The organism is Reyranella sp. (assembly GCF_004297405.1).
Classification (GTDB): Bacteria; Pseudomonadota; Alphaproteobacteria; order Reyranellales; family Reyranellaceae; genus Reyranella.
On record NZ_SCVC01000012.1, the window covers coordinates 420,743 to 433,274 of the forward strand.

At 64.9% G+C, this 12,532-nt stretch carries 17 protein-coding genes; 11 read left to right on the forward strand and 6 right to left on the reverse strand.

Features of this window, described 5'->3' with window-relative positions; genetic code table 11:
* Positions 1-3: 3 nt before the first annotated feature.
* From EPO50_RS11755 to EPO50_RS11775, 5 genes are all read left to right on the forward strand, one after another.
* On the forward strand, positions 4-369 hold the full coding sequence (locus EPO50_RS11755; RefSeq protein WP_296344155.1) for a helix-turn-helix transcriptional regulator: 366 nt from the start codon (positions 4-6) through the stop codon (positions 367-369).
* Entirely contained in the window at positions 344-835 is a 492-nt protein-coding gene (locus EPO50_RS11760) for an SRPBCC domain-containing protein (protein ID WP_296344157.1), read from the forward strand. The genes EPO50_RS11755 and EPO50_RS11760 overlap by 26 nt, the downstream gene beginning before the upstream one ends.
* 78 nt (positions 836-913) lie before the next feature.
* Positions 914-1,303, forward strand: coding sequence for a hypothetical protein (locus tag EPO50_RS11765; RefSeq protein WP_296344159.1), 390 nt, complete (start codon positions 914-916; stop codon positions 1,301-1,303).
* A 13-nt stretch (positions 1,304-1,316) separates the two neighbouring features.
* A complete protein-coding gene (locus EPO50_RS11770) occupies positions 1,317-2,078 on the forward strand; it encodes a YbaY family lipoprotein (protein WP_296344161.1) in 762 nt (253 codons plus the stop codon).
* 10 nt (positions 2,079-2,088) lie between these two features.
* Entirely contained in the window at positions 2,089-2,442 is a 354-nt protein-coding gene (locus tag EPO50_RS11775) for an ArsC family reductase (RefSeq protein ID WP_296344164.1), read from the forward strand.
* Here EPO50_RS11775 and EPO50_RS11780 read toward each other — a convergent pair.
* Positions 2,439-3,368, reverse strand: a complete 930-nt coding sequence (locus EPO50_RS11780; RefSeq protein WP_296344166.1) for a LysR family transcriptional regulator — start codon at positions 3,366-3,368, stop codon at positions 2,439-2,441. The genes EPO50_RS11775 and EPO50_RS11780 overlap by 4 nt on opposite strands.
* Before the next feature lie 168 nt (positions 3,369-3,536).
* Here EPO50_RS11780 and EPO50_RS11785 point away from each other — a divergent pair, with 168 nt between their 5' ends.
* From EPO50_RS11785 to EPO50_RS11795, 3 genes are all read left to right on the forward strand, one after another.
* Positions 3,537-3,992 (forward strand): ester cyclase, encoded by a 456-nt coding sequence (locus EPO50_RS11785; RefSeq protein ID WP_296344169.1) that lies wholly within the window; start codon positions 3,537-3,539, stop codon positions 3,990-3,992.
* 14 nt (positions 3,993-4,006) lie between these two features.
* A complete protein-coding gene (locus tag EPO50_RS11790) occupies positions 4,007-4,609 on the forward strand; it encodes an NAD(P)-binding domain-containing protein (protein ID WP_296344170.1) in 603 nt (200 codons plus the stop codon).
* A 135-nt stretch (positions 4,610-4,744) separates the two neighbouring features.
* The gene (locus EPO50_RS11795) at positions 4,745-4,963 is read left to right on the forward strand and encodes a hypothetical protein (protein WP_296344172.1); all 219 of its coding nucleotides are present in this window, start codon (positions 4,745-4,747) and stop codon (positions 4,961-4,963) included.
* Positions 4,964-4,972: 9 nt separating this feature from the next.
* Here EPO50_RS11795 and EPO50_RS11800 read toward each other — a convergent pair whose 3' ends face one another.
* Entirely contained in the window at positions 4,973-5,308 is a 336-nt protein-coding gene (locus tag EPO50_RS11800; protein WP_296344174.1) for a DUF2794 domain-containing protein, read from the reverse strand.
* 166 nt (positions 5,309-5,474) lie between these two features.
* Here EPO50_RS11800 and EPO50_RS11805 point away from each other — a divergent pair, with 166 nt between their 5' ends.
* The 3 genes from EPO50_RS11805 to der are packed head-to-tail and all read left to right on the forward strand — an operon-like array spanning position 5,475 to position 8,884.
* Entirely contained in the window at positions 5,475-6,122 is a 648-nt protein-coding gene (locus tag EPO50_RS11805) for a tetratricopeptide repeat protein (protein WP_296344176.1), read from the forward strand.
* A gap of 4 nt (positions 6,123-6,126) precedes the next feature.
* The gene (locus tag EPO50_RS11810; RefSeq protein ID WP_296344179.1) at positions 6,127-7,464 is read left to right on the forward strand and encodes a PQQ-binding-like beta-propeller repeat protein; all 1,338 of its coding nucleotides are present in this window, start codon (positions 6,127-6,129) and stop codon (positions 7,462-7,464) included.
* A complete protein-coding gene (gene der / locus EPO50_RS11815) occupies positions 7,451-8,884 on the forward strand; it encodes a ribosome biogenesis GTPase Der (RefSeq protein WP_296344181.1) in 1,434 nt (477 codons plus the stop codon). The genes EPO50_RS11810 and der overlap by 14 nt, the downstream gene beginning before the upstream one ends.
* On the opposite strand, the gene EPO50_RS11820 is transcribed toward der, so the two are convergent.
* The 4 genes from EPO50_RS11820 to EPO50_RS11835 all read right to left on the reverse strand — a co-directional run.
* The gene (locus EPO50_RS11820; protein ID WP_296344183.1) at positions 8,881-9,597 is read right to left on the reverse strand and encodes an SDR family NAD(P)-dependent oxidoreductase; all 717 of its coding nucleotides are present in this window, start codon (positions 9,595-9,597) and stop codon (positions 8,881-8,883) included. The two genes, der and EPO50_RS11820, sit on opposite strands and share 4 nt — an antisense overlap.
* A 2-nt stretch (positions 9,598-9,599) precedes the next feature.
* Entirely contained in the window at positions 9,600-11,063 is a 1,464-nt protein-coding gene (gene purF, locus EPO50_RS11825; RefSeq protein ID WP_296344184.1) for an amidophosphoribosyltransferase, read from the reverse strand.
* A 46-nt stretch (positions 11,064-11,109) separates the two neighbouring features.
* Positions 11,110-11,712, reverse strand: a complete 603-nt coding sequence (locus EPO50_RS11830; RefSeq protein ID WP_296344186.1) for a CvpA family protein — start codon at positions 11,710-11,712, stop codon at positions 11,110-11,112.
* Positions 11,713-11,733: 21 nt separating this feature from the next.
* A partial coding sequence (locus EPO50_RS11835) for a magnesium chelatase domain-containing protein (RefSeq protein ID WP_296344188.1) occupies positions 11,734-12,532 on the reverse strand: 799 nt, incomplete at its 5' end.

The following is a 12,532-nucleotide window of genomic DNA, read 5'->3' on the forward strand; positions in this document are numbered from 1 at the left end:
ACAATGCTGCAATCCGGGCAACAGCTCGATCTGGTCTTTGCCGCTCTCGCCGATCCGACGCGGCGCGCGATCTTGGCGCGGCTCGCGGCCGGTGAGGCGACGGTCAATGAACTGGTCGAGCCATTCGATCTCAGCCAGCCGACCATCTCCAAGCACCTGAAGGTGCTGGAAGGGGCGGGGCTGGTGTCACGCGGCCGCGAGGCACAGTTCAGGCCGGTGCGCCTGAACGCAGCGCCCCTCGAAGTGGCCGCGCATTGGATCGGCGACTACCGCCGTTTCTGGGAAGAGAGCTTCGACCGGCTCGACGCCTATGTGAGCGAACTTCATCGCAAGGAGAAGAATCATGGCCGCAAGCGCAAGCGCAAGTGAATCGATCGACGCTCGCACCGTCGTCATCACACGTGAACTCAATGCACCGGCGCGCATCGTGTTCGAAGCGATGAGTAAGCCCGAGCATGTCATCAAGTGGTTCGGACCGGTCGGCTGGCCGCTCACCAAGTGCGACATGGATTTCCGCGTTGGCGGCAAGTTCAGCTTCGCGATGACAGGCCCCAATGGCGTGCAGAACACGCCGTTCGGCGGTACCTATCGCGAGATCGTGCCCAACCAGCGCATCGTCTATGACAACGGCTTCGAGATCGAAGGCGCGGGCAGGATGGTGCACACGATCACCCTGGAGGAAAAGGGGAACAAGACCTTGCTCACCTTCAGCACTCTGTTCGACACCGTGGCGATGCGGAACGAACACGTCGGCATGGGCTTCGTGGTGGGCGTCAATTCCGGCTTCGATCAGCTCAACGATCTTGTCGAGACGATGGCAAAGAACGCCGGTTGATTGTCATCAATCGCCCCCTACATGGGAACGACGCCGAGCGAGGCAATGGGGCCTCGCGGCCATGTCGGTAGTGAATGTATGTTCGACCAGATCCCCGGGGAACGCGGCTTCGATTTCGTGCCCACGACGACGAGTCTCCTTTTCACCGTAGCTCCGAACCTGGCGCTCGCCAGCATCGACGGCCTTCCGGCTCTGCCCTACGACACGGTCGAGGTGGCGATGAAAGCCGCATCAACAGTCTCGACAGCGGCGACACCGGGTATCGACGGCTTGTTGACGCTTCAGCGAACTCTCGGCGCGGCGCTGGAAGCGGCTGGCCTCGGAGTCCATCTCACGCCACCTGCGATATTACTTCGCGAGGCGCGGAACCAGGAGACGAAGACGGTCCGCGAGTTCGCTTTGGTCCAGAGCTTGCCTGACCGCGATCGATATGTTCCGCTCGGTCGGTGGTCGCTCGACGATCGCTAGGAGTTTCAGGTCGGTGCCTATCTCACGACGTCCTGTCGTTGGCCTTCTGACGGCAGGTTTGCTGATGCCGGCAGGGCAGGCCCTGGCCGAAGCCCGGACACTGAGCGGCAAGGTCGTGTACCGCGAGCGCATGATGTTGCCGGCGGGCGCGGTCGTCGAGGTCAAGCTGCTCGATGTCTCGTTGGCCGACGCGCCGGCGCGGACAATCGCCGAAGCGCGGATCACCGACGCGAAGGCCAGCCCCATTCCCTACACGTTGCGCTACGACTCCGCGCAGATCGAGCCGCGGCGGACTTACGCCCTGCAGGCCCGCATTCAAGACGGCGACCGGCTGCTGTTCATCAATACGACACGCCATGCCGTTTTCGCCGGCGGCAAGGACGACGGCGAGATCCAGGTCGAGCATGTCGCCGGGCAGGTGCCGACACAGCCGGCATCGTCATCGCCTGTCGGGCGCTGGCTGGCGGAGGACATTCGCAGCGGCGGGGTGATCGACAATCTGCAATCGGTCCTGGAAATCGCCGCGGATGGGGCTGTGACCGGCAGCGGCGGGTGCAACCGCATGCGTGGGCAGGCGACGATCGCCGGCACGAGCCTTACCTTCGGCGCCATGATCACCACGCGCATGGCCTGCTCGCCAGCTGTCATGGATCAGGAGAGCAAGTTCCTGTCCGTCCTGGAGGCCGTCCGAAGCTTCAGGATCGACCCGCAGCAGCACAAACTCTTCCTGCTCGATGCCGCCGGCCAGACGGTCATGCGGCTGGCAGCCATGTGAAAGTCAGCCGATGTCCGTTGTCATTTATGGGATCAAGAACTGCGACACGATGAAGAAGGCGCGCGGCTGGCTCGACAAGAAGGGCCTCGCTTACGATTTCCATGACTACAAGACGGCCGGGATCGAGCGCGGCCGCCTCGAAGGCTGGGCCAGGAAGACCGGCTGGGAGATGTTGCTCAATCGGGCCGGCACGACCTTCCGCAAGCTGCCCGACGCGGACAAGGAAGGGCTGACCGAGGCGAAGGCGATCACCCTGATGATGGCCAACCCGTCGATGATCAAGCGGCCCGTCCTCGAGACCGGCGGCAAGCTGCTCGTGGGCTTCAAGCCCGACCAATACGAAGAGACTCTCGGCGGCCGTTAGCCGAGGCTGCCGGCAAAACGTTCGGCCAGCCGGTTTTTGCGGAAGCTCTCGACGACATGGTCGACGAAGACGCGTGTCTTGCCCGGTAGCAGGCTGCGGCTGGCGTAGTAGAGCTGGATCGCGCCCGCATCGGCGTACCATTGGGGAAGAAGACGGACGAGCGAGCCGGCTTCCAGGTGGTGCAACACATCCGGCACGGCCACGAGCGTAACGCCCAAGCCCAAGAGAGCCGCACGGCACATCGCGGCGGGATCGTTGACGATCAGCGTCTCGTTGAGCGCGGTAGATATTTCCTCGCCGGCCGCGTTGCGCATCGTCCAATGGCGCAGCCGGCCGGTGCCGGGCGCACGCATGACGATTCCCGAGAAGGCGGAGAGACCTCCAGGATCGAGGGGCAGGGGGCGTCCCTGAAGATAGGCCGGCGCTGCGACGGCGATGATGTGCGCGGGCGCCAGGACGCGAGTCACGACGGCAGGCGACAGTTCGATGGCGCCGCCGATGGCCGCATCATAACCCTCGGCAACGAGGTCGACCTGTCGAGTCTCGAAGTGCCACTCCGCGCGGATGCGAGGGTAGCGCGCGAAGAATGAAGGCAGCAGCGGCAGAAGATGTTCGGCACCAAAGGCGGGAGCCATGCTGACCTTGAGGAGACCTGACGGTTCGCCGCTGTCGGCGGCAGCAGCGCCGATGGCGCTCTGCAGGGCATCGAGGTTTCCACGAATGGCGTCGAGGAAGCGCTCGCCGGCTTCGGTCAACGTGAGCTTGCGCGTGCTGCGGTGAAACAAGCGGATGCCGAGGTTTCGCTCCAGCGTAGCGACGTTGCGGCTGACCGCGGCGGGCGTCAGGGAGAGGCGCCGCGCCGCGGCAGAAAAGCCGCCGGTTTCGGCGCTGCGGACAAAGGATTCGAGGTTGGTGAGCGTTTCCATTTTCAATGATTAGTTGAAAATATATCAAAATATTGCCGACTAACTCAAAGGGAATAGATCGGCGATACAGGCTCCGTCACGAACGGAGTGCCGACGATGATCAGCAGGACTTCCCCCGATACCGCCCAGTTTGGACGCCGCGGTCTCTTCCTTGGCTTGGTGGCAGGTATGGCTGTCGCTCCAGTGGCGGCACAGTCGGCCGGCGATCCCAAACTCGACGCCAACAAGGCGACGGTCCGCCGTCTTCTCGAGGGGGTTCAGCGGGATGGAGACTTCGCGCTCTTCGAGCAGTTGTCCGCCGCCGACTATGTCGACCATACGCCGTTCGGCGATTTCCCACCCAATCGCGACGGCACGCGGGCGATCTACCAGGGTTTCCGCGCGGCCTTTCCCGACTGGCGCGCCGTAATCCACCGCCAGATCGCCGAGGGCGATCTCGTCACCACGCACAAAACCTACCACGGCACGCATCGCGGCCCGTTCATGGGAGTGGCGCCGACCGGCCGCGAAACGACTTTCGACGTGATCGACATCATGCGGGTGCGCAATGGGCAGATCACGGACCACTGGGGCATCGGCGATGGCGCCGGTTTGATGCGTCAGATCACTGCGGCAAACCGCTAAAGGGAGAAATGACCATGAGCACCATCGGTATCATCGGCGCCGGCAATATCGGCAGCGCCATCGCCCGGATCCTGGCTCGAGTCGGCCTGCGGGCCATCATTGCTAACAGCCGCGGGCCGGCTTCTCTGGACGGACTCGTGCGCGAGTTGGGCTCTTCGATCAGCGCGGGCACGCGGGAGGAGGCGGCTGCACAGGACATCGTGTTCGTCGCGGTGAACTGGTCGAAACTGCCGCAAGCGCTGGCCGGTCTTCCCGATTGGAAGGGGCGCATCGTGGTTGATACCAACAACCCGATCGAAGCACCGCTCTTCAAGCCGGCTGATCTCGGCGGACGTCTGTCGAGTGAAGTGTTCCTCGGCCTGGTGCCGGGAGGCCGCGTCGTAAAGGCCTTCAACCATCTCGGCTCAGAACTTCTTGCCACTGATCCGACGGCCGAAGGGGGCCGGCGTGTTCTGTTCTACTCGGGGGACGATCAGGCTGCGAAGGCTGAAGTTGGTATCTTGATCGAGAGGCTGGGTTTCTTTGGACTGGACCTTGGTAAGCTTGCCGTCGGCGGCCGGTTGGCTCAATTCCCTGGGGGGCCTCTGCCTACTCTCAATCTGGTTAAATTTCCCTGAAATATCAATGAACTAATAGGCAATATTGACATCCGAAGTGAAATCCCTGACCATCGGTTCATAAAGCCTTCAACGGCCAAGACAATTTTACTACAGACGGCCACGCGCCGATTTCCCTCCTTTTTGAGGTCCAAAATGCGCTCCCGAGTCCTTTCGCTCTGCGCCGTTCCCCTTTTGCTGTCGCTGGCTGCGTGCGGCGACACTTGGGGTGAGCGCGCGGTGACGGGCGGCGGCATCGGCGCCGGCGCCGGTCTGGCGATCGGCGCAGTGGCCGGCTGGCCGCTTCTCGCACCCGTCCTGGTCGGGACGGCGGTCGGCGCTGGCATCGGCGCGGCGACGACGACGAAGCACTGAGGGCAGGGATTATCCCAGCAGCAGCTTGAGCTTGCGGTCGAAGACGCGCAGGACGTCTTCGAGCGAATCGCCGTGCGCGAGTTTGCGCGGCCCGTTGTAGACCATATACCCGCCACCCGATCCCCCGCCGGGGACCTTGGCGATGGCGAACAGCGGCTGCTCGGCGGTGTGGCGAAAGATCGAGAAGATCGCCATGCCGGGCCGGAAGTCGATGGCATAGTCGCGCCATTCACCGGAGGCGACCCGCATGCTGTAGAGGTTCAGCAGCCGGGACAGTTCTCGCCGGTCGAATGAGACAATCCGGCGTCGGGCCTTCTGGTCGGCCAAACGGTACAAATTGGTCATGCCGTCGTGTTTTCGGTCATGTCGTTGCCATGAATTCTTGCAGAACAGTGAATGGGGGTAAAGCACCCTCCTTATGCCCTCGGCTGGTTTGCCAAAGGCCGGGGGGGCAGCTATGAACCGCCGCTGAAGCTGTTGATATTTCGCGATAATCCTGGAGACCCCTCGCGTGTCCGACTCCGCCGCATTTCATGAAATCGACGATGCCGTCCGCAAGGACGAGATGAAGGAGTGGTGGCGGCGGTACGGGACTTGGGTGGTCGCCGGCGCCGTCGTTGTCGTGGTTGCGGCTGCGGGCCTCGTGGGCTGGCGCCAGTACGACCAGGCGCAGCGTGCCGCTGCCAGCGCGGCCTACTCGGCAGCGCTTGTCCAGGCGACGACCGATCCCGCTGCAGCGCGCGTCGAGCTCGAGAAGCAAGCCGCGAGCGCTCCCGAACCCTATCGTTCGCTGGCCGCCGTGGTGGCTGCTCAATTGCGCGCCACGCCGGAAGAGGAGGTAGCAGCCTTGGTTGCCGTGGCACCGCGCCTGCCCACCCGGGAACTCAGCGACCTCGCGCTGGTGATCGCCGGCTTCAAGAGCATCGGCACCCCCAAGGCGCAGGAGACGGTGGCCCAGCTCGATCCGCTGGCGGCGCCCGATCGGCCGTTTCAGTTGAGCGTACGGGAGCTGCAGGCGATGGCGGCGATGGGCAAGGGTGACACCAAGCGCGCCCGGGAAATCTGGACGGAAATCTTGAAGGACCGGGCTGCGCCGCAGGGTACTGCGCAGCGTGCTTCGGCAATGCTCGGTGTCCATGGCGCGGCGGAGGCGAAGTAGTTCCATGCAAAGCGTATTGCGCACCGTCGATGCCAAGCTTCTGCTCGCTGCCGCCCTGCTGACGATCTCCCTTTCCGGCTGTGACTGGTTCGAGAAGAGCAAGCAGCCCCTGCCGGGCGAACGTATTTCCGTGCTGGGCGATCGGCGCGACCTCGAGGCCGACAAGGACGTCGCCAACGTCGAAGTGGTTCTGCCGGCGCCCGTGGTCAACGAATCCTGGCCGCAGTCCGGCGGCTTCGCCAACCATGCGATGCACAATCTCGCGATCGGTGACTCGCCGCAGGTGATCTGGTCGGCCGATGTCGGCGCCGGTTCGACGACGACGCGAATCCTGACCACGCCGCCGGTGGTGGCTGACGGCAAGGTCTTTGCCAAGGACGCCGGAAGCACCGTCTCGGCCTTCGATGCCAATACCGGTGCGGTGTTGTGGCGGGTGACGCTCAAGCCCGAGAAGGCGCGCGACAGTGACGAGTTCGGCGGCGGCCTGGCCTACTATGGCGGCAAGCTGTTCGTGACGACGGGCTTCGCGGCGGTCTATTCGCTCGATCCCAACACAGGCAAGGAAGACTGGGTTTCGACCGTGAGCGCGCCGGTGCGCGGTGCACCGCTGGTCTTCGCCGACCGCATCTTCGTGGTCGCCATCGACAACAAGCTGCAAGCGCTGGCGGCATCCGACGGTTCGGATCTCTGGCAGTTCGCTGGCTTGCAGGAGAGCGCAGGCTATGTCGGCGGCAACAGCCCGGCTGGCTCCGGCGACGTGATCGTCGCTCCTTTCTCGTCGGGTGAGCTGGTGGCGCTGCGCGTCGACAACGGCCGGCCGGTGTGGAACGAGACGCTGATCGGCGCGCGCGGCGACATCCGTGCTTTCGGCAATCTCACCGATATTCGCGGTCGTCCCGTGATCGATCGCGGTGTGGTGATTGCGATGGGCTCGGCCGGCCAGATCGCGGCCATTGACCTCAGGTCGGGGCAGCGCCAATGGGATCGCAACATCGGCGGCAGCCAGACGCCCTGGGCGGCAGGACGCTTCGTCTTCGTACTGACCAGCACGGCCGACATTGCGGCGCTGATGCGCGATAGTGGCAAGGTTCGCTGGGTGACACCGCTCACTCAGTACGAGGACGACAAGAGGCGCCGGCCCACGCTGTGGGGCGGGCCCGTGCTGGCTGGCGATCGCCTGCTGGTGACGAGTTCGCTTGGTGACCTGTTGTCGGTATCGCCCTACACCGGTGAGATCTTGGGCAAGCTCGACGTGCGCGATCGCGTTCGTCTCGGACCAGTGATCGCAAACCGCACGATCTACGTGCTGTCCGATTCGGGGCGGCTCATTGCCCTCCGTTGAAGACCGGCAGCTACGTCGCGTAGCCATCGTCGGCCGTCCGAACGTCGGTAAGTCCACGCTGTTCAATCGGCTCGTCGGCCGGCGGCGGGCCATCGTCGATGACACGCCCGGCGTGACACGCGACGTGCGCGAGCAACCGGCCCAGCTCGGCGATCTGGCCTTCACCTTGCTCGACACCGCGGGCTGGGAGACGGCAAGCGGCGAGGCACTGGAAGCCAGGATGCGCCGCTTCACCGAGCGGGCGATCGAAGGCTCCGACGTCGTGCTGTTTCTGATCGATGCACGCGCCGGCATCCTGCCGCTCGACCAGAGTTTTGCCAGCTGGCTGCGCAAGCGCTCGGCCAAGGTGATCCTGGTTGCCAACAAGTGCGAAGGCCGCGCCGGCCAGCAGGGGCTGGCGGAAGCCCATGGGCTGGGGCTGGGCGAGCCTATCCCTGTCTCCGCCGAACACGGCGAGGGCCTCAGCGACTTGCACGAAGCGCTCAGCCGTCACATCGAGCCGATGCCGGAGGAAGACGAGGAGGAGCTGGATCCCGAGGCCGCGGTTGACGCCGATGCCGGCGAACTGACGCCGGCGCGGCCTCTCCTGTTGGCCATCGTCGGCCGGCCCAATGTCGGCAAGTCGACCCTGCTCAACCGGCTGGTGGGCCAGGAGCGTGTGCTCACCGGTCCCGAGGCCGGCATTACGCGCGATGCGATTCGAGTCGAGTGGGAATGGAAGGGCCGGCCGGTTCGTCTAGTCGATACGGCAGGCATGCGTCGCCGCAGCCGCATCGATGCCAAGCTCGAAGCGGCGTCCGTGGCCGATACGCTCGACACGATCCGCCTTGCCGATGTGGCCATCGTCGTGCTCGACGCCAGCGATATGGCTGAGAAGCAAGACCTCAACATCGCCGGCTGGGTGATTGAAGAGGGCCGCGCGCTGGTGATCGCTGTCAACAAGACGGACTTGCTGGCCGACGATCAATCCCAATCCACGAAGGCGTGGCGCAAGCTGCGCGACCGGCTGGAAGCATCGTTCGCCCAGGTCAAGGACGTACCCATCGTCGGCTTCTCGGCGCTCAGCGGTCGTGGGGTCGAGCGCCTGCTGCCCAAGGTCTTCGAGACTTACGAGGTCTGGAACAAGCGCGTGCCGACGCCCAAGCTCAATCGCTGGCTGCGCGAGATGGAAACGCTTCATCCGCCACCGCTCGCCAGCAACGGCCGTCGCATCCGCTTGCGCTTCATGACCCAGATCAAGCGCCGACCGCCGACGTTCGTGCTGTCGGTCAGTCAGCCCGACGAGCTGGGCGACGACTATCTGCGGTATCTCACCAACCGCCTGCGCGACGATTTCGGCATGCCCGGCGTGCCGATCCGGCTCACCATGCGCAAGCCCAAGAATCCCTACGAAGGCCGCGCGCGGAAGAAGCGCTACTAGGCGCTCAACGCCTCGTCGCCGGCCACCCATTGGCCGTTCATCGTGCAGGACGGAAGCGCCAGCTTGATCAGCGACTCGCCATGGGCTTCGGGTGGTGTCTGCTGGGCTTCGTTCTCACCAGGGAACGCTTCGCGCCGCATGAAAGTGCGCATCGGGCCAGGATTGAAGAGGTTGACCCGGACCTGCGTGTGGGCGACCTCGGCGGCATAGACGCCGACCAGCATGTCGAGCGCGGCTTTGCTGGCGGCATAGGCGCCCCAGTAAGGTACGATGCGGCGCGAGACGCCTGACGTTACGAAGATGGCGCGGCCGGCATCGGAGCGGCGCAACAGCGGATCCATCGACCGGATCAGGCGCCAGTTGGCAGTGACGTTCACGGCCATCACGCGCTCGAAAATCTTGGGCTCGAAATGGCCGACAGGGGAGAGCGTTCCCAGGATGCCGGCATTGCCCAGTAGCACGTCGAGTTTGCCGAAGCGCTCATAGAGTGCGGCGCCCAGCCGGTCGAGGCCGTCACCATCCGTGACGTCGAGCGGCACGAGAGTGGCCGAGCCACCCAGCGCCTTGATCTTGTCGTCGACTTCCTCGAGGCCGCCGACAGTACGCGCCACCAGCACGCAATGCGCGCCTTCGGCGGCGTAAGCCAACGCAGCGGCAGCGCCCAGCCCGCGTGATGCGCCGGTGATCAGCGCAAGACGACCCTTCAGCCTCATGCTCAGGCGGATTCGACGAGGAGCGAGAGCTGCCGGTCCTCGACGCCGAGGACATCGTCGAGTGCGATCGGATAGTCGCCGGTGAAGCAGGCGTCGCAGAACTGCGGATCTTCGGCGTCGCGACCAGTCGGCTTGTTCATGGCGCGATAGAGCCCGTCGATCGACAGGAAGGCGAGTGAGTCGACACCGATGAACTTGGCCATGCCGGGGACGTCATAGCGCGAGGCGAGGAGTTTCTCGCGTTCCGGCGTGTCGATGCCGTAGAAGCAGGGGTGCGTTGTTGGCGGCGCGGCGATCCGCATGTGCACTTCGCGGGCGCCGGCGTTGCGCACCATCTCGACGATCTTCATCGACGTCGTGCCGCGCACGATCGAATCGTCGACCAGGATGACCCGCTTGCCCTCGATCATGGCGCGATTGGCATTGTGCTTCAGGCGCACGCCGAGATGGCGGATGTGGTCTGCCGGCTCGATGAAGGTGCGGCCGACATAGTGGTTGCGGATGATGCCGAGCTCGAAGGGCAAGCCGGATTGCTGCGCGTAGCCGATGGCCGCCGGCACACCGGAGTCGGGCACCGGCACGACGAGATCGGCCGGCACGGAGCTCTCCTTGGCGAGTTCCATGCCGATGCGCTTGCGGGCGTCATAGACGCCGATGCCTTCGACCTTCGAGTCGGGGCGCGCGAAGTAGATATGCTCGAAGACGCAGAAGCGGCGCTTCTTCTTCGTGAAAGGCTTGATCGACCGCAGGCCACTGCCGTCGACGATGACGATCTCACCCGGTTCGACGTCGCGCACATAGCGGGCGCCGATGATATCCAGGGCGCAGCTCTCGGACGTCAGGATCCAGGCATCTTCCAGGCGGCCGATCACCAGCGGGCGGACACCCATCGGGTCGCGCACGCCGAGCAGCGCTTCGTTGGTCAGCAGCAGCAGGGAGTAAGCGCCCTTGACCCGGCCCAGCGCATCGATCAGCCGGTCCTGCACCGTCGAATAGTTGGACCGAGCAATCAGATGGTTGATCACCTCGGTGTCGGTGGTCGACTGGAACAGGCAGCCGATGCGGACCAGTTCCTTGCGCAGCAGATAGGCGTTGGTGAGGTTGCCGTTGTGAGCCAGCGCCAGGCCGCCGAAGTCGAAGTCGGCAAAGATTGGCTGGATGTTGCGGTCGGAAGAGCCGCCGGTCGTTGCATAGCGGTTATGACCGATCGCCGAATAGCCCACCAGCTTGGCCATGATGGCCTGGGTGCCGAAGATGTCGCCGACCAGGCCCGCGGCCCGGTGGTTGTGGAAAAGTCGGCCGTCGAAGGTGACGATGCCGGAGGCTTCCTGGCCACGATGCTGGAGCGCATGCAGGCCTAGCGCGGTGTGCGCGGCGGCATCTGAAGTCCCGTAGATGCCGAACAACGCACATTCCTCGTGAAACTTGTCGAGGTCGTGGTTGGGTCGTTTCGGGGTGCTTTGCACGGCGGGGTTATAACTGGGTAGTGCCCCGCGCGCTATCAAGGATAAGTCACTGCGGCGCTTTGGTTTCGCCCTCGGCTGGCGCAGGAGCCTCTGCCGGCGGAGCCGCGGGCACAGGCGCGGGAATAGCGCCCGTATCCATGCCCGGGCGCTGCAGGCGCGTCCGGAATCCCGGCGGAAGATGGGGTTCTACGAAGGTCGCCATCTCCCGAATCATGGGGAAGGTCGCGCCGGCTTCGACTGCCGGCGGGAGCTGGCGAGGCCCGAGATAGCCGTAGAACAGGAAAGCGGTACCCAGGGCGACCCAGGCGCACAGAACGCCGAAACCGGCGCCCAGAATGCGGTCAGGCTTACCCAACGGGCTCGCCCGGACAGAGCGGGAGAGCATATTGGTCAGCATGATCAGGATGATCAGCGCCGCCACGAAGACCGCCAGCATGGAGATGAAGTAGGCGAGTTCCGTGCTGCCCACGACCTGCTCGACCTCGGGCTGCACCACCTTGGAGAACCGCCAAGCGGCCCAACCGGCACCGATCCAGGAGGCAATAAACAGGATGGCATGGGCGAAGCCAGCCGACATGCCGATCATCGCTCCGAAGACGGCCACGGCGATCACGGCGACGTCGAAAACGGTTATCCCAAGCTGGTCCATCAACTCTGCACGCTCCGTTTCCTATTCGCGCTCGCGGTCGGAGAAGCCCTCGCGCCGCCCTCGTTTTAACGGCCGATCGGGTGGCTGAAAACGCGCCACAAGGTCCGCCAGATGCTCGATTTCGTCAATGGCGATGCCCTCCGCGGACCGTTGCACGGCACCTGTGCCCGCGCGACCACGCGGCACCAGCGCACTGCGGAAGCCGAGCTTCGCGGCCTCGCGCAGGCGGGCCTCGCGCTGGCCGACCGGTCTGACCTCGCCACCGAGCCCGATCTCGCCGAACACGACCATGTCGCCCGGTACCTGCTCGTCGGCAAGGGAGGAGACGACGGCAGCCGCCACCGCTAGGTCCGCGGCTGGCTCGCCGATCCGGAGGCCGCCGGCCACGTTCAGATAGACGTCGTTGGCGCCGACACTGACTCCGCAGCGCGCTTCGAGAACCGCCAGCACCATGGCGAGCCGGTTGGAGTCCCAGCCGACCACGGCGCGCCGCGGCGTGGCGAGCGAGGAGGGGCTGACGAGCGCCTGGATCTCGACCAGCACCGGCCGCGTACCCTCGATGCCCGCGAAGACGCAGGCGCCGGAGACGTGGCCGCGTCGCTCTGCCAGGAACAGCGCCGACGGATTGGCGACGTCGCTCAGCCCGCGGTCGGACATTTCGAACACGCCGATCTCGTCGGTCGGGCCGAAGCGGTTCTTCACGGTGCGCAGGATGCGGAACTGATGGCCGCGCTCGCCCTCGAAATAGAGCACCGTGTCGACCATGTGCTCGAGCACGCGCGGGCCGGCGATGGCGCCGTCCTTGGTGACGTGGCCGACC

What these genes read in the sequence shown, in the direction of transcription:
- EPO50_RS11820 (WP_296344183.1), bottom strand. Translation starts at nt 9,597, where the DNA reads ATGAGGCTGAAGGGTCGTCTTGCGCTGATCACCGGCGCATCACGCGGG.
- EPO50_RS11760 (WP_296344157.1), top strand. Translation starts at nt 344, where the DNA reads ATGGCCGCAAGCGCAAGCGCAAGTGAATCGATCGACGCTCGCACCGTC.
- EPO50_RS11755 (WP_296344155.1), top strand. Translation starts at nt 4, where the DNA reads ATGCTGCAATCCGGGCAACAGCTCGATCTGGTCTTTGCCGCTCTCGCC.
- EPO50_RS11830 (WP_296344186.1), bottom strand. Translation starts at nt 11,712, where the DNA reads ATGGACCAGCTTGGGATAACCGTTTTCGACGTCGCCGTGATCGCCGTG.
- EPO50_RS11765 (WP_296344159.1), top strand. Translation starts at nt 914, where the DNA reads ATGTTCGACCAGATCCCCGGGGAACGCGGCTTCGATTTCGTGCCCACG.
- EPO50_RS11800 (WP_296344174.1), bottom strand. Translation starts at nt 5,308, where the DNA reads ATGACCAATTTGTACCGTTTGGCCGACCAGAAGGCCCGACGCCGGATT.
- EPO50_RS11775 (WP_296344164.1), top strand. Translation starts at nt 2,089, where the DNA reads ATGTCCGTTGTCATTTATGGGATCAAGAACTGCGACACGATGAAGAAG.
- EPO50_RS11790 (WP_296344170.1), top strand. Translation starts at nt 4,007, where the DNA reads ATGAGCACCATCGGTATCATCGGCGCCGGCAATATCGGCAGCGCCATC.
- EPO50_RS11810 (WP_296344179.1), top strand. Translation starts at nt 6,127, where the DNA reads ATGCAAAGCGTATTGCGCACCGTCGATGCCAAGCTTCTGCTCGCTGCC.
- EPO50_RS11785 (WP_296344169.1), top strand. Translation starts at nt 3,537, where the DNA reads ATGGCTGTCGCTCCAGTGGCGGCACAGTCGGCCGGCGATCCCAAACTC.
- EPO50_RS11780 (WP_296344166.1), bottom strand. Translation starts at nt 3,368, where the DNA reads ATGGAAACGCTCACCAACCTCGAATCCTTTGTCCGCAGCGCCGAAACC.
- EPO50_RS11795 (WP_296344172.1), top strand. Translation starts at nt 4,745, where the DNA reads ATGCGCTCCCGAGTCCTTTCGCTCTGCGCCGTTCCCCTTTTGCTGTCG.